The organism is Flavobacterium zepuense (genome assembly GCF_007097145.1).
GTDB classification, from domain to species: Bacteria; Bacteroidota; Bacteroidia; order Flavobacteriales; family Flavobacteriaceae; genus Flavobacterium; species Flavobacterium zepuense.
Window position 1 is genome coordinate 39,175 of record NZ_VJVZ01000004.1, and the last position, 21,134, is coordinate 60,308.

A 21,134-nucleotide genomic window follows, 5' to 3' on the forward strand; every position below is an offset into this window, starting at 1 on the left:
TTGGATTGTCAGATATCACTATAGATCAAAAACCGAACTACGTTTGGTGTATATCATGTCTTTTAGCTTTAGCCAGAAGGCCAGCGTTAGGTATACCCCAAACCATAACCCTGCGGTTACAAAGGTTATGTATATAAAAAACAGGCGCACGTTAGTGGCACGCATGCCCAGCTTATCGGCAAAGCGTGAGGCTACTTCAAAGCCGTGCTTTTCAAAAAAGTGCCTTATGTTGGTTATCAGGGACATCTATGTAGTTTCAGGTTTAAAGTTTCAGGTTTAAAGTTCTCACTCAGTCCCTAAATACAAAGTTAGCAATTATCTTTTTAAAAGCTCTAAGCCTAAGGCGCATTGCATACATCGTTTATGATTGCAGTACTCATTTTTAAGCTGAAGGAGCGACTGTGTATCATAAGCCGACTGCGGTGCTATCTTAAAACTACGGAACTTATCTATAATGGCGTTCTTTTCCGGGGCTGCCTGGCGCATAAAGTTAATCAGCTCCTCGGTATTGTCTTTACCCATGCTTTTGGCATAGGCAAATTTAAACGGGATGATCGTGTTGATGACCAACAGGTCTATAAACGATGTTGAAAGGCCCTTACGTTTTTTTGGACTTTCCTTATCAAAACGGTAATGGGTATTCCAATACGGCGCTGCCGAAATATTAAACAGCGCATACAACTCGGCAAAAGTGGTCGCAACGATCAATTTCGAAAACAAATTGTGAAATATATGGTACAATTGCCCCAGTTGCGACAGCCTAATTGTAGGAAAATTATCCGGGCGATGTTTAAAATATTCTACACTATCTATATGCACCGGCTCCAACCTATGTTTATATGTAATGTATTGATAACGTGCCTGTAGGTCTTTAGCATACACATCTTCAAACTCCCCGTTTAAAATCCCTGCCCTGCCCATAAGCAAAGCTTCGATATTCTCAGGCTCAAAACTTTCTTTACGTACAATACTAAATGGCAATGATTTAGCTACATTGAAAAACACTTCACCATTGGTATTGAGTCCAAAGTTCTTTGCTAAAAAGCAAAATAGTACCGCTTCCCAGTCGCCATTTGTCTCTTTTGCCAGTTGCAAGATGGGTTGGGCCTTACGCTCCAGGCGCTCAAAGAACAGGCGTTCCTTCCAGTTCTCTATCACAAAACTGTTCATGTGCTCCAGTTCTTTCTCGCAGTAAATCCATGTCTTAGCCACAGCAAGGGTATTGTAGTTTTCAAGCACCTTAGGGTCAACGTAGTGCTTAAGCTCTAAAACGGGTATTTCTGAATTGTCTTTACGCATCACCTCAATGTCATGTTCCCAAACCACATGCAGTATCACGCTATCATAATTACTGTCGCGCTCATGGTTGTGCAGGTACCAGTCAGACGATTTTATGTGGATCTCTACATTGCCCGCCCACTTTTGGCCGCCTATAATAATCTGGGCGTTAAAGAAGTCCGGGCCTGCCAGTTGAAGGTATTGCCCCGCATTAACGATTTGCACATCATCGCCCTGCACAGTGGTTAAACCCTGCACGTTGAACTTTTTAAACTGCCAGATGTAGTGAAGAAAATCCTCTTTCATAGCCTTATATAGCGGTGGACTAATGTACATAAATTTCAGATAATTCTAAACTCCTTATATTTGCTGCATGAAAACATTTATTGCCTTACTGCTTGCCCTGCCTTTATTATGTTTTGCCCAAAAACAGCCCAAAGCTATAAAAGTAACCTACCAAAAATCGTATTTAGGCAGAGTTACTGATGCTGATAATCCTGTGGTTATTTTCTCCGACATTAACAAAACAATGATAACCAGCACTGCTATTTTAGCAAAGAAGGCTATCTTGCCTGCCGAACAAACTGTTGTAAGCCATAGTGATGAATCGTATATTCAGTTAGCAGAATTGGGTACAGGCAAATTTATAAGCACTAAGGACAGCACCTCAATAAAAAAGCAGCAGCTTGAATTATTGCCCGATACCAAAACAATTTTGGGCTATACATGCCATAAGGCGAAAACTGTAATAAATTCCAATACTATTGAAATTTGGTACACAAACGATTTAGGCATTAAAGGCGCACCCAGCGTTTTAGGCATAGGATTAGGACTTGTATTAGAGACCGTTCGCAACAATAACTTTGTTGTAACCGCCACTAAGGTTGAAAAACTTAAAGATGGCAAAACGCATTATACCATACCATCCGGCATAAAAATTACCGATGCTCTTAGCTACCGCGACCAGCTTTGGAAATCGCGTTTTACAACCATTAGCGTTTTTAAAGATGAAGTGATTAACTTTTCGGGCGAATCAGCATCCAACGACAGTGTAGTTCGGTTTGCTAACGGAACCGTTATCCTTAGAAAAATAAATTTCCCCGAAATTAAACCCGGCAACCAGGTTTTTGTAGACCTCACCGAGCAATCTAACGGCGATGCTTACGATCGTACGGGTTCAGTATTCATCATTCCCCAAGGTGAGAAACAATCCTTTTTAGACGGACTTAAAAACGGCGTAAATAAACTACCGCTTTATGATAACGGTAATGGCAAAAAATACCAGGGCATTGCAAAAGTTACGGGTTACATGCCTCTTTTAGAACTCATGCGTTTCTTTACCCCGTTTGGCGTTAAGCAATACAATTACCTACAATTAAAAGACAAAACATGGCAGGAGGCAGTGCCGTACCGCCAGGATATATCAGAGCTTGCACCGTCATTCAGTAATAAAGAAGTTTGGGTGGGTGTGTTTATAGGCAATTATGATAAAGGCGGCCATAAGATCAGCATGAACCTAACCATCCATAAAGACGAGGTTCAGTACAATAAAGACACTACCGTGCTACCGCTATTTAACACGGTTAATGTTATGGAGATGGCCGGACAGGAATACGGCATGCTATTTAGTTCGCCTAAAGGTTTGGAGGTACATTTTACGTTGCAGAAAGACCTTAAAAATGCCCGCTTACGTTATATTACTACCGGCCACGGTGGCTGGGAAAACGGCGATGAATACCTACCCAAAAAGAACACGATTACACTCGATGGTAAAACGGCTTTTGCATTTGTACCCTGGAGGCAGGACTGTGGCACCTACCGGCTTTATAATCCGGCATCGGGTAACTTTGAGAATGGATTGTCGTCATCCGATTACAGCCGAAGCAACTGGTGTCCAGGCACGGTTACCAATCCGGAATATATAGACTTAGGCGATTTAAAAGCCGGAGGGCACATCATAACCATTACCATACCTATGGGTGCACCCGAAGGCACTAACTTTAGCGCATGGAATATATCCGGGGTTTTATTGGGGAGGGAGTAACTGTTGTTATTCCCAATCTTCGGGAGAGCGGCTTGTATGAAATACGGATAGTATATGAATGGTACTGTTGTCTAATATATAATGAATACCGAACTCAAATTTCTTAAGAAATTTTACTCTGACATCTTTATATCTGACTTGAAAGTTCTCAGGATTTTTTTGAACTAATGTTATTGTTGCATCTAAATCTCTTAAAAATTCTATTTCGAGTCCAAGCTTTTTTTGCTTAAACCATTCAGCAGATTGTTCAATCTCAATTAATGCTCTCTTTCTAATTTTTATAGAATACCCCATTAAGAACCAAACTTATCAAATAGTGTTTTTTTTACGCTATTCCAATCAGTATATTCAGCCGTACCGTTTTGATGTTCTTCTAAATAAACATCAAGCCTATCTTTTTGCCATTGAGGCAAATCATCGTTTTTTTCAAGGCGAATAAAATCAAGTGTTTGTATAAAATTTAAAAAAGCCTTAGCCTTTTCATTATTTTCATCAAGCGAAAGTACAATTTTCATAATCTGACTTTTTAGCTAATTTACGAAATATAATATCTAAAATAAACTTTTACACTTTAAGCTTTACCTGTCCATCATGCAGTAAATACAACTTAGCGCAGGCGCGGGCATCTGAAAGTGCTTCGTGGTGGTTTAGCTCAATGTCGTGGCGGTCGCAGCACGCACGCAGATTTGCCGGCTTATATCCTTTGGCGCGGTATATTTTTACGGTACATTCCCACTTATCGGCAATTTCCAGTTCATCATAATAGAGTCCGTAATATCGCATGGTCTTAGCAAGTACGCCACGGTCAAAAGCTTCGTTATGGGCAACTATTTTCCTGCCGAAAAGGCGCTTATGAATTTCAGGGAACAGTGTATCAAAAGTAGGCACCCGTAACGTATCGGCAGGCTTAATACCGTGCACCATAATATTACGATACCAATATTCATTCTCGGGCGGTTGAATAAGCGTGTGGTATTCTTCGGTAATTATCCCGTCTTCAACGGTAATAATTCCAACAGCGCAGGCGCTGTGGCTGTATCCTGTGGCAGTTTCAAAATCTATGGCAGTAAACGTCATCAATCAATTGCATTAAGTTTCAAATATATAAAGAAATTAGCAAACCACCATAAATAACAAACCCTGCCGTTAAGCAGGGTTAAGTAATTATTTGAGCCTATTATTTAATAGAACTGATAATATCGTGCTTGGTAATAATATGGTGCCTTCCATCGCCCAAATCTACCAACACAGCCTGATTGTCTTTATTGATAAGTTTAGAAATTTCTTCTATCGAAGTATTGGCCTGAACAATTGGGTATGGTTTGCCCATAATATCTTTAATAGGCTTCTCGGCAATATCTTTATCTTCAACGTAGCTCCTAAACAAGTCGGTTTCATCAATAGAACCTACAAAGCCTTCTACATCTATAACCGGAATTTGTGATATTTTATATTTACGAAGCCTGTCGATAGCGTGGCTAACCAGTTCTTCGGTACGCACCACAATAAGTGGCTTATCGCTATGGTCTTTAATAAGGTCTTCGGCTTTAGTTATCTCATCATCCAGGTAACCCCGCTCACGCATCCAGTCGTCGTTAAACATTTTACCTACATATCGGCTGCCACTATCGTGGAATAATACCACAACCACGTCTTCCGGCTTAAAATGCTCTTTAAGCTGCAGCACACCTTTAATGGCAGCTCCGGCCGAGTTACCCACAAAGATACCTTCTTCCAGCGCCAGCCTTCTTGTATACACAGCTGCATCCTTATCGGTTACTTTGGTAAAGCCATCAATAAGCGAAAAGTCAACGTTTTTAGGAAGGATGTCCTCGCCTATACCCTCGGTAACATATGAGTAAATTTCGTTCTCATCAAAAATACCCGTTTCATGGTATTTTTTAAATACCGATCCATAAGTATCTATACCCCATATTTTAACATCAGGGTTGCGTTCTTTTAAATATTTCGCCACACCGCTAATCGTTCCTCCCGTACCCACGCCTACTACAAAATGCGTTATTTTGCCCTCGGTCTGTTCCCAAATTTCCGGGCCGGTTTGTTCATAATGCGCAGCGGTGTTGCTTAAGTTATCATATTGGTTTACGTACCAAGAGTTAGGTGTTTCCTGGGCAAGACGTTTGGAAACCGAATAATACGAACGCGGATCGGTAGGCTCTACATCGGTAGGGCAAACCACTACCCTTGCGCCTACGGCACGCAATATATCCATCTTTTCTTTGCTCTGCTTGTCAGATATTACACAAACAAGCTTATAACCCTTTACAATAGCACCAAGGGCAAGGCCCATGCCGGTATTGCCCGATGTACCTTCTATAATTGTTCCGCCCGGTTTAAGTCGGCCATCTGCTTCGGCGTCCTCAATCATTTTAACCGCCATACGATCTTTAACCGAATTGCCGGGATTAAATGTTTCTACCTTGGCAAGCACAAGTGCATCTATACCTGCGGTTAACTTATTTAATTTTACCATTGGCGTATTGCCAATAGTTTCTAGTATATTTTTTGCGTATTTCATTTAAAATAAGGTTATGGCCGTTGCCAATACGTTATGCAAAGATATTAGTTATAGCTTTAATAAAATAGTTAAATGCTATTACGAGAAGAAATTCCACACGATACCAAAGCGCACAGTGAAATCCCTGTACGGCGTATTGGGTGCCGAATAATAGTTATAGCCGGTAAAGCTGGAATTAAAATGCTCTGCTTTTAAGAATAGCCTAAACTCCTGTATCTTCATATTAAGAAAAAAATCGATCATAGGAAAATCGCCAAATTTCTTATTATCCTGAACATAAAACTCACCAAGCAATGGATTATAATCGTTGCCGTAATATTTAGAAAAATACTGAAACGTAAATCCGGTTTGTATAAGCAATGCCCTTTTAAATAAATGGTCGGTATAGTAAAGTGTATTACGGGTTACAAAGCTTGGTACATTAAGTATGTTATCAGTCTGCTCCACATTTTGGTATAAAAGTGTATTATCCAATGCCAGCTTCCACCATTTAAATTCTTTACTTACTTTTAACGACAGGTAGTTAATGGTACCGGCATATTGCTTTGGGCTTACCATTAACGAATCGTAAACAGATGTATCCTCGCTACCTGCCCAGTCATTGCTAAAATAAAGATGATCTTTTAAAATAGTGTATTGTAATGATGCAGTTGCCCATTTGGTTTTTGCTTCAACTTCCAGACTATTAATTTTTTCGTTATTAAAATTATTAGACCAATTGTAAAATTTATAATCACTTTGGTAAAGGTTATAATTATGATTGGGAAGCTTGTTCATATTTTGATAAAGGACCGAAATTACATTCTGTTCATCAAAACTGTATCGTGCCTGCAAGTCGATATTTGTTAAGGACTGGTCGGTAATAGAATTTGAAATTAACGCAGTACCCTTCCACTTATCTTTATGGTACGTATAACGGGCTCCATAATTATCAATCCTGTCGTTTAAAGCATTGGGTATGGCTACCACTCCGCCACTATTTAAAACTGTTGTATAATAAAAGTAATTATACTTAAAATCTTCAAGGTAAAATTCAATAGTACCTATGGTTTTATTAGCGTAAGCAGCCCCAATAAGGTTGTACATCCTATTGTATCGCGTTTTATTATCAATAGATGTTGTGTAGGCCTCCCCAAACTTGCTGCTAACAGTAGGCTGTGTGAAAGTAAAATACTCATTCTCAAAATTAAACTGGTGATGAAACACCAGGCTGTTAGGATTGCTTTTACTTAACCTAAATGTGTGGTCTATAAAATAACGGTTACCCTTTAAAAACGATTCAGCATCTCTAAAATAAACGTCCAGTTTTTCCCTGTCGGTATATAAGGGGTCGCCCGTATCAAACAAATTAGTATCTATAATACCACCATTTTCCTGATTTGTAAAATCCTGACCTGTAAAATGCAGTTTTAAAAAATAACGTTTGTCTTTTGTATTATAGCTCCCACCGATTTTAAAGTTACCGTTGCTGGACCTGGCATTAATATACTTACCGATAGATCTGACACCTTTGTAACCCACAAAAAGGTTAAGGTTGGGCGATGTATTAACCGTGAATAGCGCGCTTAATATTTGCCCCTGCCGCTGGACCGACCTATACATTAAATCAGTGTATGGTGTTGCAACTTCATAATAATTAATATCATCTACACGTTCGTATGCCGAATGTTTAGCTGTAAAACCAAACTCCGGAAAGGGATTAAATTTGGTTAATCCATAATCAAGCACATTATAGGTTTGCCCATCATTAGGAAAAGCCAATAGCCCGAAATTATCCCTCTTTAAATAATTTACTTCATATTCCTTTTGTATGGTTAAGGTAGTGTCCACAAGGATGGTATCACGTTGTAGCGTGATAATTTTGTACATATCTATAGTAGCAATAGTATCTGCTGCCGAAGTTATCGTATCTTTTTTTGAACCTGTACTACGATCAGGCAAACTCTGTACATTGTTAGCAATGTTACCAGAAGAACGCACTTTTTTTTCAGGGCGAACCTGTGAAAATAAAATCTCCGGTAATAACAATAAAACAATTATTCCAATATTTTTCAGCATATGCAAGTATAACTAGGGCAAAGATATATCTTTTGATAAAAAGTATACTATAGTATAGACAACAAAAAGCAGGGCTGCCAAAAGGCAGCCCTGCTATATAAACAAATAAATAGTTTAATTATTGTTGCGGAGTGTATACAGAAACACCATTTTCTCCATAACCAACAGCTGTCCACGAAATAGTGATTACACCTGTTTGTTCATTATAAGAGTTAACAGCACCTGCGGTAGGAACAACATCTCCCCACGGATCTACTTCACCAGACCAAGAAATGCTACCACAGCTTACATTAAAGGTAAGATCCCTTTGTGCCGCAGGAGCAGTATTAGTACCATAGTTTGTAGCATAAGGACCTGTAGAATATAAACCTCCTGTGAAATCCAGCACTTTATAATTATTATCACCCGATGCATCAGTAACCTCAACAGTCATAGTGTTTTGAGGGTATTCTGCAAGGAAATCATGGAAACCATATACCGTAGTTACACTGTAAGTTCCTGCAAGATCTGTAGGACAAGACCTGAAGATACTTACGATGTGGAAACTTTTTTCATCAAGAATCTGAACCTGAGACTGATCTAAAGTTAAAATTAACTGTAGAGTTTCTCCATCAGGAATATTAGCAAGGTTACCTTGTAGAACGATTTTACCAATAAATTCGCCAGCAGGAATAACAAGAGTTGCAGGTTCGATAGTATATTGCGCAGTTGTAGCTGTAGAAGTCGCATCAATATTAATAGGGATTGTCCTATCCACATCAGCACGAGATGTAACACCTACTTCAATAGTATCGGTAAAAGTTTCAGTGCCAACTGCTAAATCTGAAGCAGCCTCATTAAAAGACCACAAGTTAGTACCGTTATCCGGGTTTAGTGAAACCCTGTCTTCATCACAGCTTGTTAAAGCAGCAGCAAAAACACACACCAAGCCAAGTTTATAAAAAATATTTTTCATGTTATTTTTTTAATTAAGATTAATAGCCAGGATTTTGTTGTGACCTTATAGCCGCGTTACCGTTAAGCTCATCCAAAGGAATTGGCAAAGTAAACCTGTAATCAGTTACAGGAAGATCGCAAGATGAATAAGGAGTACAATCTCTGGTATACCTTTGAACACCCGGAACACCTGCAAGAGTACCTAAACGCTTAAGATCGATATAACGGTGGCCTTCAAAACTAAGTTCCATCCTTCTTTCATCAAGGATAGCTTTCCATGCTTGTTGTGCATTCTCAAATGCAGGCAAAGCAGTTGCTTTCCTTTTTTCCCTAACAAAATTAATTGTAGTTAGAGCACCTGCTAAATCACCGGCAGCAACCTGTGCCTCTGCTTTAATAAAGTGCATTTCTACAAACCTCATTACTTTAATATTGTTATTTAACGGCAGGTTTTGCGCAGTATTACCGGGATATTTATCAATAACTATTACATCGGCATTTTTATAATCAAACACAGTAGTGTAATCTTCTGCTATAAGACTTGAATTATCAACAAAAACCCTCAATCTAACGTCGTTATTTTCTACAAGCTGATTGTAAAGAGACCTGCTCATATCAAGGAAAGGACCACCAGCTAAAGAAGCACCATTAAAAAACCAGTTACCTACAATACCGGTTTTACCTGTAGGCCTTGTTAATGTAAATATAACTTCTGAAACAATGTTAGTATCTGTCCAAACACCCCTATAGGCAGTGGTGGCTGCTGTTAAAGTTTCTCCAGTAACCAGGCCATTACCCTGAACAATATCCAAAGTTTGCTGTGCATAAGCAAGCGCCTCTGGGTATAAACCGCGGTATGCAGCAATACGAGCCCTTAAACCTAAGATAAATTGTGGTTTAATAAGTACTACACCATTATTTGCAAGTGTACTAAAATTTTCCTGAGCATAATCAAGATCCTGATCAATAAATGCAAACAATTCTCCATTTGTAGACCTTGGCAATTGCTCAAGGTTTGGTGGTGAAGATGGAACGTGATCCATTAAAATAACACCTAAAGCGCTGTCATTTTTAAGATCTGTAGAAAAGTAAGTTAATAACTGGAAGTGGCTGAAAGCTCTTATAACGCGAGCTTCAGTTAAAATCCTTGTTTTCTCTTGTAACTGATCTTCAAAATCATCTGCTAATGTATCTAACACAACATTATCAGAAGCTTCAATAAGCCTGTTAGCGTAGTTAATAACCCTGTAGTTATCTAACCAAATGCTACTTGCATAACCGTTATTAGCAAAAACCTGGAATCTATACTCATCAAGGTTTTGTCCTCCATTTTCGTTACCTATAGCCGCTTCATCGGTAAAAACACTTGTAAAACCAATAATATCTTCGCCTGATATATTATCATATACCTCAGACAGAGCTAAATTCATATCTGCAAGGGTTAATATAGCAACATCTTCGGCATATTCTCCCGGCTGTATAATTTCGTAAGCATCATCACAAGAGTATATAGCTCCTGCAATCAACGTTAGTAAAAATATCTTCTTTAAATTTTTCATATAATTTTTTTTTTAGAATTGTAAGTCAACACCAAAAGAAAATACGCGTGGTGTAGGGTAGCCTCCAAATGTACTTGCTGCATTACTTTCAGGATCAAATCCTCTCCATTTAGTCCATGTAAGGAAGTTTTCTGCCTGAGCATAAACCCTAACACTGCTTAAGAAAGTCTGATCTAAGAATTTAGAAGGAACATTGTAACCTACTGTGGCATATTTAAGCCTTAAGTAAGAAGAATCACGTAAAAACCTGTCTGATAACGCATCATTTGCTGTATTTGTAGCAAATATTGATGGAATATCTGTATTTGGATTATCCGGTGTCCAAGCCCTGTTCTGGTCTGTAGATTGCGGGAATGTACCAATAGATGTTGGATCCTGAAGGTTTTGTAAATCGTAATCGAACCTCCAAACATCAGCTACAAATGTAAATTGAGCACTTGCATAAAAACCTTTGTAATCAGCATTAAAGCCAAAACCACCCTGATAAACCGGTATTGGAGATTTACCTGTAGCAACCCTATCAGCAGCCACAGAGTTCTCTGTAAGTGTACCATTTGCATCATAGTAAAGAGCGTTACCATTAGATGGGTTTACACCTGCATATCTAACTGTGTAATACTGGAAAGCAATTTGGTCATTACTTTGTATTTGAACATCGCCAAGGAACTGATTTTCTGTAGGCTGATTTTTAAGCCTGTTCCTGTTGTAAGAACCGTTAGCACTAATAGTAAGGTTAAAATCCTGGCCTTTAACAATATCATAAGCAAGTAATGCCTCGATACCTTTATTCTCCATATTACCATAGTTACTATTTAACAGGTACTGACCATTAATAGCTGATACAGGAACACCCTGGAAAAGATCTTTAGTATATTTCCTGTACACATCTACTGTACCCCTAACACGCTTGTTCCAAACAAAGTCAACACCTATATTAGCCTGGCTTGTAGTTTCCCACTGTATAGTAGGGTTAGCTAACTGAGATATAACTAAACCTGGCTGGTTATTATATCCTGTTGTAGTAGAATATAAAGCCCTTGAAAGGTTTGGAAGAGCATAAGGACTCTCACCACCGATGTTCTGGTTACCGGCAGTACCAATAGATCCCCTAAGTTTTAGCTCTGTAATTGTAGAACCTTCCATGAATTTCTCCCTGTCAAGATTCCACCTACCTGATACTGACCAGAAGGTACCCCACTGATTATCCTGTACGAACCTGTAAGAAGCATCCCTACGAACAGAAACACCTAAACCATATTTAGAGTCGTAATCATAATCAAACATACCAAAGTACGAGAATAAACCAGCTTCTAATTTAGAAGAGTTAACTGTACGGTTAAAAAGGTTAGGAGTAGCTGCACTAAACGGAACATAACCAGTACCTGAACCAGGAGCATAAGTCCTGCTGTTAAGACCTATTGTTGTAAAACCATTAGCTTTATAGTGTGCTTTGTAGTACTCTGTCATTAATGACGCATCAATTGTATGCTTATCTGCAATAACTTTATTATAGTTTAACCTTGCATTACCGTTAAAGCTAAAATCCCTTGTAGTACTTTGAGTTTCAAGACCCGGGAAATCAGCATATCCTCCAGCTTCAGCAGAAACTATAGCAAGGTACGATTGTGGAAGCCTTGCAAATACACGCTGGTTTTCAGTAAAATCGATACCACCATTAACACCCGCAGTTAAATCATCTGTTAATTTATAGCTCGCAGACCCATTAAATAATAATTTAACCTCATTATATTGGTTATAAATATTTTTAATGTAATCCATAAGCATATATGGAGTAGCACCAAAAGATGGCTGACCAAAATCGTCAAACAACTGACGGCCGTTTTGATAAACCGCAGGATCAAGATATGGAAGCGAAGAAAGCATACCCTGAAGTGGGTTTTGAAGCACGTTACCTGCAAAAGTAGGATCTGTTTGAGACCTTGTTTCTGCTTCTAATTCATTACGCCTTGAATAACCTGCATAAAGGTTTGTAGTATAGTTAAATTTCTCGTTTGAACTTTTACCAGTAAAGTTAGACCTTAACGATATCCTTTTAATATCTGTGTTAGGCACAATACCATCCTGCTCAAAATAACCAAGAGACACAAAAGAGTTAGTATTTTTACTACCCTGGCTAAAGCTTAAACTATGATCCTGAGAGATACCTGTTCTAAAGAACACATCCTGCCAGTTTGTATTAGGAGCAGCTGCAATTTCCGCATCTGTCATTGGTGTATTATCAACACCACCTGTAGCACCTAAGCCAGAACCTTTTAACCTTTCAAGGGTTAATAATTGCTGACCACTCATTATTTGGTAGTGGTGATCCTGAAGTGTTGTAAAACCTGTAACTCCTGAGTACCTGATTTTTAAACCAGAATCAAAAGAACCTCTTTTAGTTTTAACAACGATAACACCATTTGCACCCCTGTTACCATAAACCGAAGTAGCACCTGCATCTTTAAGAACCGAAACCGACTCTATATCATTACCATTGATAGTCCTGAAGTTAAGTAAGTTTGAAGGAACACCATCAATAACATACAAAGGCTCAGTATTACCACTTAATGAACCAAGACCCCTTAAAATAACACTAGTTTGAGCAGAACCTGGTGATCCTGAACCTGTAGATATATTTAAACCCGGGATTTGGCCCTGAAGCGACTGGATGAACGAAACGTTTGGCCTGCCCTCGATAGTTTCTGAACTTATCGTAGTTACCGCAACGTTAGATCTTGGCCTGGCTGTAGTTCTATAACCTTCTACAACTACACCCCCCAAATCAATACCTGATTTAAGTACAACCGGAGGTATTGTAGAGCCTGCGCCTACAGTTACAACCTGATCATTCATACCTACGTATGTAATAACCAATTTTTGGCCGGCAGAAGCCTGGATGGAAAATTTACCATCAAAATCAGTCTGAACTCCGTTAGAAGAGCCTTCAACCTTTACATTAGCTCCCGGAACCGGCATGTTGGCATCATCAACAACAGTACCTGTAACGGTCTTCTCCTGTGCAAAGGAAAACTGAATAAAAAACGCCAGTAAAAGCGTAAAAATCCAAGTAAACTTTGATTTCATATTTAATTAATTTGAGTTAGTTAAGTTGCAAAGCTATCAATTTATTTTTATATAACAAACTTTTAACATTGCATTATCAATAAAACATAACTATTTGCCGATATAAATAAAATATCCACAACATATTTGAATTTATTGCTATCATAATAGAAAAATTAGTTAAAATGATAAACGCCGGTTAAAAAAAACCGGCGTTTATTTATAGATACTATTTTTGTATTATGGTTGCGTAAATAATGCTATTTTTTTATCATTATTTAAATAAAAACTATTTATTTACAACAACTTTCTTAACTTGTTGTTTTGCACCTTGTGTAACCTTTACCATATAAACCCCTGCGCTTAAATTATTTGTATTTATTACACTTAGGCTTTGTGAAAGCTCACGCACTAATACTTCCCTTCCCTGAATGTCATAAAAAGCAACAGTTGCAGGTGCAGAAGAATCCTGCACAAGGTTAATATTAACCTCTGAGTTTGCCGGGTTAGGCCATACAGCAAATAGGTTAAATTTAAAATCATCGGCACCAAGAGCTTCTGTAGCATTAGTTACAATTAAAGAATATTCCTGAGGGCCAGATGTAAGAGAACCTTCATGATCTATAGTAATGGTATAAGTACCTGATGCATTAGGTATATCAATACGCTCAATATTATCTACATCATTATCTCCTTTTACAGATGGCGAACCATTAGTTGTAGCCAATTTCCATGGCAAATAACTTGTACCGCCTTTAGTAACTTCTACATCAAGATCATTCTTAAGCCTTGGAACAGTAGAATCTGCCGATGAGCTTACGTTTCCTGCAGGATCTGTCCAGCAGATACTAACCTGAAGCTGTTGCCCGGCTATAGCAGTAACATCAAATGAGTAGCTTGCACCCTGAGATAGCGAACGCTCCTCTATAATAGATGTAGTACCGTTGTTTGTAATTGCCTGAGCCGCTTTTTTTGCATCAAATAAGCCCCAGCCAAATCGTGCATCCGGCCCATCCCAGTCTCCGGCTTCATCTGCCGTATGACAAATAAGACCCCTTAGTGTTGCAGAACGCATATAAGCACCGTTTACGTTATGATAATGCTGCTGCAATAAAAGTGCACCGCCTGCTACTACAGGAGATGCCATAGATGTACCGCTTTCTGCCCCATAGCTTGAGTTATTATCATCAATAGATGATATAACGCTCACACCTTTTGCAGCAATATCCGGCTTAACCCTTTTATCATCTGTAGGCCCGTAGCTACTAAATGAAGACATTAAAACATCGCTTGGCTCAGAATACTCTGAAGTAAGGCCAACAACCGCAGCAACTATCAATGAGTTTTTAGCTGTTTTAGCATTATTTATAAGATCATACCCTCCTTTTGTAGGGTTATACACCTGTCCGTTATCATTCCTGTCATTACCTGCAGCCTGAACTATAAGATAATTTTTTGCAAGAAAAGCAACATTATCATACTCCTGAGACTGGCTGGTATATGCGCCAAAAGTACCTACAGATACTTGCCCGGCTATAGCACCGTAAGAGTGGTTAGAAACAAGTAAACCGCTTGAAGCAGCAAGCCCCATCTCTACAGTATCGCTATTCCAGTCGTAAGCATTACCAGTAGCAAGAGGTGCCATACCCTTAGCACTCGCATTTGGGTTTCCGTTGCTTCCTGTATTGCCGTTACCTATAATAGTACCAAAAACGTGGGTAGAGTGTGTTGCCTGCACAGTGGCCGCATCCTGTATGCTTAGCCTTTGGCCTATTGTACCACTAAAGGTGTTATGTGTTGCTCTTGGCCTATCCTGGTCCCAAATAGCAGCAAGCATACCCTGCCCATCTACCGTTAACCCTAAGCTACCACCAGTATTAAGAGAGGTTATACCCGATGTAAATGCAGCATTAGCATTTAGTGTTTGATAATATAACGGTTTGCCATCATCCTGCAAACCTACAAGCTCTGCATGGTTACCCTCCTCTGTTACAAACTTGGTTGGCCAGCCATTTAACGCTGCAAGACGGTAAGCTTCATCTCTATTTTTCTTAGTCTTTTCAGTTTGTTCGTTAATAAATTTTGTTAACGCCGCCTGATCGTAATCTTTTGTGATAATTCTCCTCTCTTCTTCAGTTTGTGCTTTAGCAGAAAATCCTCCCGCAAGCAACAATCCAAGAACAAGCATAGAAACAGTATTTTTTTTCATGACTGTTGTTATAAATATTTAGTAGTTAATAGATTTTTTTAAGAACAAATATGTATTTGCTATTAAAAAAGATTAGCAAAAATATAAAATCCTGTAAATTAAACACCATCAATTTTAAATTTAACTATATACTTTTATATTTGTTACTTTATAATATTACGTTAATTTTTAAAATACGGTTTAAAATGCTGCTGTTAAAATATTCTGATCTATTATACGAAACCGGTACCGATGAGGCCGGAAGGGGGTGCCTTGCAGGCCCGGTAACAGCGGCTGCCGTTATTTTACCGGATAATTTTGAGCTGGATCTTTTAAATGACTCCAAACAATTATCGGAAAAAACAAGGGAGCACCTTCGCCCGCTGATACAAAAACAGGCGATTTGTTATCATATAGTACATATTGAACCTGAAATTATAGACGAGATTAATATCCTGAATGCTTCTATTCGTGCCATGCAGGAGTGTATCGTTAAGTTAGCCCCCTCTCCCCACTATATAATTGTAGATGGCAACCGCTTTAAACCGGTAGGAGATATACCGCACAGCTGTATTGTAAAAGGCGACAGCAAATACCTTAGCATAGCGGCGGCATCGGTGCTGGCAAAAACACACAGGGATGACTATATGAACAGGCTGCATGAAGAGTACCCTATGTACAACTGGAAAAGCAATAAGGGCTACCCAACTTTAGAGCACCGTGAAGCAATAAGAAAATACGGAATTACAAAATACCACCGCAAAACATTCAGGCTATTGCCCGAACAATTAGAAATGGATTTAGAATTTTGTGAGTAGTATATATATTAAGGAGTAAAAAACATAAAATCATTTACTTTTTCACTCCTTAATATTATAGCAGTTGCTTTTCGGTTACAGGATTTTCCACCACAATTTCAGCTTCAAATAGCTGCGCAAAGTATTTTAGTAATTTTGCCTTTACTTCTGCCTCATCTACCTTATCTACACCAAGCTCGGCATTTAAAGATGCTACTGCCTTACCACGGATACCACACGGTATGATATTATCAAAATATCCCAGGTTAGCATTTACATTAAGTGCAAAGCCGTGCATGGTTACCCAGCGTGAAGCCCTAACCCCCATTGCACATATTTTTCGGGCAAATGGTGTACCGGCATCCAGCCACACCCCGGTTTCGCCATCGCTTCGGGTTCCGGTAATGCCATAATCGGCCAGGGTAAGTATTACCATTTCTTCAAGAAAACGAAGGTATTTATGTATATCGGTAAAAAAATTCTCTAGGTCTAAAATAGGGTAGCCAACTATCTGGCCGGGGCCGTGATAAGTAATATCGCCACCACGGTTAACTTTATAGTAAACTGCATTTTTAGCAGCCAGCTGTTTCTCGTTTATTAAAAGATTCTCTATATCTCCGCTTTTACCAAGGGTATATACATGCGGATGCTCTACAAACAGTAAATGATTGGGCATTTCCAGCGTAAGCTCTTCTCTCCTGTTGCGTATTTTTAAGTCTACCGTTTCCTGAAAAAGTTGTTCCTGGTACTCCCACACTTCTTTATAATCCCTCAAACCCAGGTCGCGAAACCAAATTTTTTTGTTCATCGCTTTAATTATCTAATATTATGCTACAAATTTACAAAACTTATTGCCACCAATTACCGCATAAAAAACCGGACAATATAGCCCGGTTTAGATGTATTGTTCAAGGATTTACTTTTCAAATTCTACCTGCAAGCCCAACTGCGTAGGGTTTTCCAGATATTCAACCAAATCGTAGGTGATGCTAACCGTTTTTTTATCAGCACCAATAATTGCAGCCGGGTTAGATACTTTTGCCACCTTTTTAGGGAACTTATATTTTAGCGTGTAAGTAGACCCTTCCATCATTGGCTTATACATATTTAAACTATCCGAAACCGGCGCTGCTGTTTTATCGGGAACCACATTTCTTTTAAAGGTTTTGCCATCATAAGCATAGCTAACTACCGAATGATTGTTTAAAAAACTCAGCGCTTCCGCCTTTTTAGCATCGCCGGTACCGGCCAATTCCCTAAAATTCTTCATCACATCTGTAACATCGCCAATTTTCTTAAAGTTATCTATAATATCAACGTTTAACTGGCCCTCTTCGGCATTCATCAACACCTTTAGCGACAGGTTTTCCAACGCTTTAAGCCTGTCCTGCTCTGCTTTAGGCAGTTTTGCAATACTGTCTTTTTTAGCCGCAAAAACCTCTTTAAAGGTAATTGTTGAGTCAATTTTTTTATTGGCAGCCTCGCCCATTTGTCCAGCACCTAATGCCATAAGCTGCGATGCATCCATATTAATTGTTGCCATACCGCTGCCATCAGGGTTCACGGTAATATTCTCGGTAAAATTGCACGATGTGGCAAAAAAAGCAAGCAGCAAGCCCAGTACAGGCACCATTAATGATTTCATATTTTTTTGTTTTTAGGTATATTTTTATTAGACGGAAGTATGCTTATTTTGTTACAACTGCCAAATTGCTTATTTGTTAAATATCATTATCTTTGCAGGCTTAAAAACATAATAACCATGCAGCTTTCAGAACAAGAAATCATTCGCAGAGAAAAACTGGACACGCTGAGAAACCTCGGCATTAATCCGTACCCCGCTAACCTGTTTCCGGTAGACCATACCTCTAAGCAGGTAAAGGAAGATTTTTCTGAAAGCAAGAAGGTAGTTGTTGCCGGCCGTTTAATGTCAATCCGCGTTCAGGGTAAGGCAGCTTTTGCTGAATTACAGGACAGCGAAGGCCGTGTACAAATATACGTTAACCGCGATGAAATTTGTCCGGGCGAAGATAAAACCCTTTACAACGAGGTGTTTAAAAAACTGATTGACCTTGGCGATTTTGTAGGTGTTAAAGGTGAGCTTTTTACTACGCAGGTAGGTGAAAAATCAATCCGTGTGCATGAGTTGTCGCTACTTAGCAAAACACTACGCCCACTGCCAATGCCTAAAACAGACGCAGATGGTAAAGTATTTGACAGCTTTAGCGACCCCGAACTGCGTTACCGCCAGCGTTATGTAGACCTTGTGGTTAACCCGCACGTTAAAGAGGTTTTTGTAAAAAGAACCAAACTATTTAATGCCATGCGTAGCTTTTTTAACGATAAAGGCTATTTTGAGGTAGAAACGCCAGTATTACAACCTATACCGGGCGGCGCCGCTGCAAGGCCTTTTGTTACCCACCACAACTCGCTGGATATACCGCTTTACATGCGTATTGCCAACGAATTGTACCTAAAACGCCTTATTGTAGGTGGTTTTGACGGTGTGTATGAGTTTTCTAAGAATTTTAGGAATGAGGGTATGGACAGGACACATAATCCTGAATTTACCGCCATGGAAATATATGTAGCTTATAAAGACTACAACTGGATGATGGAGTTTACTGAAAACCTGCTGGAGCATTGCGCCCTTGCGGTTAACGGCACTGCAGATGTTACTTTTGGAGAGCACCATGTAAGCTTTAAAGCACCTTATGCACGTGTTACCATGACCGATGCTATTAAACAATTTACAGGTTTTGATATTACAGGCAAAACCGAACAAGAATTGTTTGAAGCCGCTAAAGGCATGGGCATTGCCGTAGACGATACTATGGGTAAAGGCAAGCTTATTGATGAGATTTTTGGCGAAAAATGCGAGGGTAACTTTATACAGCCTACGTTTATTACCGATTACCCTAAGGAGATGAGTCCGCTTTGTAAAGAGCATCGCGATAACCCTGAACTTACTGAGCGTTTTGAACTTATGATTTGTGGTAAAGAGGTGGCGAATGCTTACTCTGAACTTAATGACCCGATAGACCAGCGCGAGCGTTTTGAGGCTCAATTAAAGCTGTCTGAGCGTGGCGATGTTGAAGCTGCGCAATTTATTGATAATGACTTTTTACGTGCCCTGGAGTACGGTATGCCGCCTACAAGTGGCCTTGGTATTGGTATGGACAGGCTTATTATGTTCTTAACCAACAATGCATCGATACAAGAGGTGTTATTCTTCCCGCAAATGAGGCCGGAGAAAAAACAGGTAGAACTTACTGAGGATGAAAAAGCTATTGCCGAGATACTTAAAGTGAGCAGCCAGCTTGCGCTTGATGCCCTTAAAACACAGGCAGGACTAAGCGGTAAAAAGTGGGATGCAGCCATGAAAGGCCTTGCTAAACACGGCCTTGTTAAAGTAACCCTTGAGGGCGAGACTAAAACTGTTGAGTTTAAAGGATAATTCCTATTAGATATTTTATTAAAAGCTGCTATAAATTATAGCAGCTTTTTTTGTTTTAAACAATCTATAATTAATATCTTAGAAAAACATTTAAAACCATGATATGGCTATAAGCAACGAATATACATACTGGCATTTAACACCGCACGGCTGGGTAGACGGCAACTCTAAAACCGACTCCGGGAGCTGGTCAAAATCGGTGCCGTTTGATACTTTTGTTACTGTAAGGTATGAAGAGGTTTTAGAAGATGATTTCAGCATTTCCAAAAACATTGGACGTGTAGAAGTACGTAATGATGCTGCCCGTATACAGGAGCTCGAAGCTAAATTTCCGTTTGAATTTCATATATAAACTAAAGGCTGCCCATGGGCAGCCTTTAGTTTATAATAATGTATTATCTAAAAACATCTTCATCTAATGTATCCTTCTGCTTTATCTTAACAACCAGCTCTGTAATGGCTATAAGCAGGAACACGTACCCAAAGGTCTGCACGTATTCAATCAGCATTTCGCCAAAGCTTCCCGGCATCTCATTTAAGTGTGAGTGCATAAATACATCATCGTTAAAAAAGTAAGGCAGCAGTACTATAGTAAGTATTGCAAAGCAGGCAACGCCGTAACTTTTGGTTTTAAAGTACATTTCAAAATCATGTGCCAGGAACAGCCTGTTCCTGTACAGCTGCAATAGCGTAAAGGATATAATTCCTGTGGCTATTGCCGACCAGATGGTGTAATCAAAATCGCTTACAAAGTAGGTGCCTTGCTCTACAAGAAGCACATAAGCCGATACGCAAAATAACAGCGCGAATATGCTCTGAAAACTATCCGCACGCTTAGAAAGGCTGTATCTTAACGCCGCAAGGCAGCAAATTATAAGCACGATGCTTTGCATGGCATCTATAAGCGAATGCCCGGATGCTGCCTGTCCTGAAAATGCCAGTACCGCATCTTCTTTTATAAAATAGATGGCCATAAATATAAGCAGCATGTAAAATATAGCTTTCTCAATATTCTGGACGGCCTGCTTTCGCGTATCTATTAATCTATCTGAATATGTGGTTTTTTCCTTGGCCCCTGCTTTTGTAGCAGTAATGGTTTCTTTAGTAACAACAGTTTTGTCTTTACTTACCGAAACCTTAGTAATAACCCTGGTAGCCATAGTATTAGTTAATATTTAGTATGTTAAATTGGTAGTGCAAAGATAACCAATATTA

At 39.2% G+C, this 21,134-nt stretch carries 18 protein-coding genes; 4 read left to right on the top strand and 14 right to left on the bottom strand.

Features of this window, described 5'->3' with window-relative positions; all coding sequences use genetic code 11:
- Positions 1-18: 18 nt before the first annotated feature.
- Positions 19-246 (bottom strand): PspC domain-containing protein, encoded by a 228-nt coding sequence (locus tag FMM05_RS07330; RefSeq protein WP_143372696.1) that lies wholly within the window; start codon positions 244-246, stop codon positions 19-21.
- A 69-nt stretch (positions 247-315) separates the two neighbouring features.
- On the bottom strand, positions 316-1,584 hold the full coding sequence (locus tag FMM05_RS07335; RefSeq protein WP_143372697.1) for a DUF2851 family protein: 1,269 nt from the start codon (positions 1,582-1,584) through the stop codon (positions 316-318).
- Between the two features lie 67 nt (positions 1,585-1,651).
- Between FMM05_RS07335 and FMM05_RS07340 the strand changes: the two genes are divergently transcribed.
- Positions 1,652-3,322, top strand: coding sequence for a GLPGLI family protein (locus FMM05_RS07340; protein WP_221932255.1), 1,671 nt, complete (start codon positions 1,652-1,654; stop codon positions 3,320-3,322).
- A 6-nt stretch (positions 3,323-3,328) separates the two neighbouring features.
- On the opposite strand, the gene FMM05_RS07345 is transcribed toward FMM05_RS07340, so the two are convergent.
- From FMM05_RS07345 to FMM05_RS07385, 9 genes are all read right to left on the bottom strand, one after another.
- Positions 3,329-3,616: a type II toxin-antitoxin system RelE/ParE family toxin gene (locus FMM05_RS07345; RefSeq protein WP_143372698.1), complete on the bottom strand. Its 288-nt coding sequence runs from the start codon at positions 3,614-3,616 to the stop codon at positions 3,329-3,331.
- Positions 3,616-3,837, bottom strand: coding sequence for a hypothetical protein (locus FMM05_RS07350; protein ID WP_143372699.1), 222 nt, complete (start codon positions 3,835-3,837; stop codon positions 3,616-3,618). Before FMM05_RS07350 ends, FMM05_RS07345 begins: the two co-directional genes overlap by 1 nt.
- Positions 3,838-3,886: 49 nt before the next feature.
- Positions 3,887-4,399, bottom strand: a complete 513-nt coding sequence (locus FMM05_RS07355; protein WP_143372700.1) for a 3'-5' exonuclease — start codon at positions 4,397-4,399, stop codon at positions 3,887-3,889.
- A 100-nt stretch (positions 4,400-4,499) separates the two neighbouring features.
- Positions 4,500-5,861: a pyridoxal-phosphate dependent enzyme gene (locus tag FMM05_RS07360; protein WP_143372701.1), complete on the bottom strand. Its 1,362-nt coding sequence runs from the start codon at positions 5,859-5,861 to the stop codon at positions 4,500-4,502.
- A gap of 78 nt (positions 5,862-5,939) precedes the next feature.
- The gene (locus tag FMM05_RS07365; RefSeq protein WP_143372702.1) at positions 5,940-7,919 is read right to left on the bottom strand and encodes a putative porin; all 1,980 of its coding nucleotides are present in this window, start codon (positions 7,917-7,919) and stop codon (positions 5,940-5,942) included.
- Between the two features lie 118 nt (positions 7,920-8,037).
- Complete coding sequence (locus tag FMM05_RS07370) at positions 8,038-8,874, bottom strand: hypothetical protein (RefSeq protein ID WP_143372703.1); 837 nt, start codon at positions 8,872-8,874, stop codon at positions 8,038-8,040.
- 19 nt (positions 8,875-8,893) lie between these two features.
- Positions 8,894-10,414, bottom strand: coding sequence for a RagB/SusD family nutrient uptake outer membrane protein (locus tag FMM05_RS07375; RefSeq protein WP_143372704.1), 1,521 nt, complete (start codon positions 10,412-10,414; stop codon positions 8,894-8,896).
- Between the two features lie 12 nt (positions 10,415-10,426).
- Positions 10,427-13,498: a SusC/RagA family TonB-linked outer membrane protein gene (locus tag FMM05_RS07380; RefSeq protein ID WP_143372705.1), complete on the bottom strand. Its 3,072-nt coding sequence runs from the start codon at positions 13,496-13,498 to the stop codon at positions 10,427-10,429.
- Positions 13,499-13,766: 268 nt separating this feature from the next.
- Positions 13,767-15,686, bottom strand: a complete 1,920-nt coding sequence (locus FMM05_RS07385) for a S8 family serine peptidase (RefSeq protein WP_143372706.1) — start codon at positions 15,684-15,686, stop codon at positions 13,767-13,769.
- A 185-nt stretch (positions 15,687-15,871) separates the two neighbouring features.
- Between FMM05_RS07385 and FMM05_RS07390 the strand changes: the two genes are divergently transcribed.
- Positions 15,872-16,483, top strand: coding sequence for a ribonuclease HII (locus FMM05_RS07390; RefSeq protein ID WP_143372707.1), 612 nt, complete (start codon positions 15,872-15,874; stop codon positions 16,481-16,483).
- A gap of 55 nt (positions 16,484-16,538) precedes the next feature.
- Here the strand turns inward: FMM05_RS07390 and lipB are convergent, their stop codons facing one another.
- Together lipB and FMM05_RS07400 are read right to left on the bottom strand one after the other, a co-directional pair.
- Positions 16,539-17,270 (bottom strand): lipoyl(octanoyl) transferase LipB, encoded by a 732-nt coding sequence (gene lipB / locus FMM05_RS07395; protein ID WP_143372708.1) that lies wholly within the window; start codon positions 17,268-17,270, stop codon positions 16,539-16,541.
- A gap of 108 nt (positions 17,271-17,378) precedes the next feature.
- Complete coding sequence (locus tag FMM05_RS07400) at positions 17,379-18,107, bottom strand: hypothetical protein (RefSeq protein ID WP_143372709.1); 729 nt, start codon at positions 18,105-18,107, stop codon at positions 17,379-17,381.
- Between the two features lie 117 nt (positions 18,108-18,224).
- On the opposite strand from FMM05_RS07400, the gene lysS reads away from it, so the two are divergent.
- Together lysS and FMM05_RS07410 are read left to right on the top strand one after the other, a co-directional pair.
- Positions 18,225-19,919, top strand: a complete 1,695-nt coding sequence (lysS, locus tag FMM05_RS07405; protein ID WP_143372710.1) for a lysine--tRNA ligase — start codon at positions 18,225-18,227, stop codon at positions 19,917-19,919.
- Positions 19,920-20,022: 103 nt separating this feature from the next.
- Positions 20,023-20,271 carry a hypothetical protein gene (locus tag FMM05_RS07410; protein ID WP_143372711.1) on the top strand — a complete coding sequence of 83 codons (249 nt, stop codon included), beginning with the start codon at positions 20,023-20,025 and terminating at the stop codon, positions 20,269-20,271.
- Between the two features lie 43 nt (positions 20,272-20,314).
- Here the strand turns inward: FMM05_RS07410 and FMM05_RS07415 are convergent, their stop codons facing one another.
- Positions 20,315-21,079: a hypothetical protein gene (locus tag FMM05_RS07415; RefSeq protein ID WP_143372712.1), complete on the bottom strand. Its 765-nt coding sequence runs from the start codon at positions 21,077-21,079 to the stop codon at positions 20,315-20,317.
- Positions 21,080-21,134: the final 55 nt, after the last annotated feature.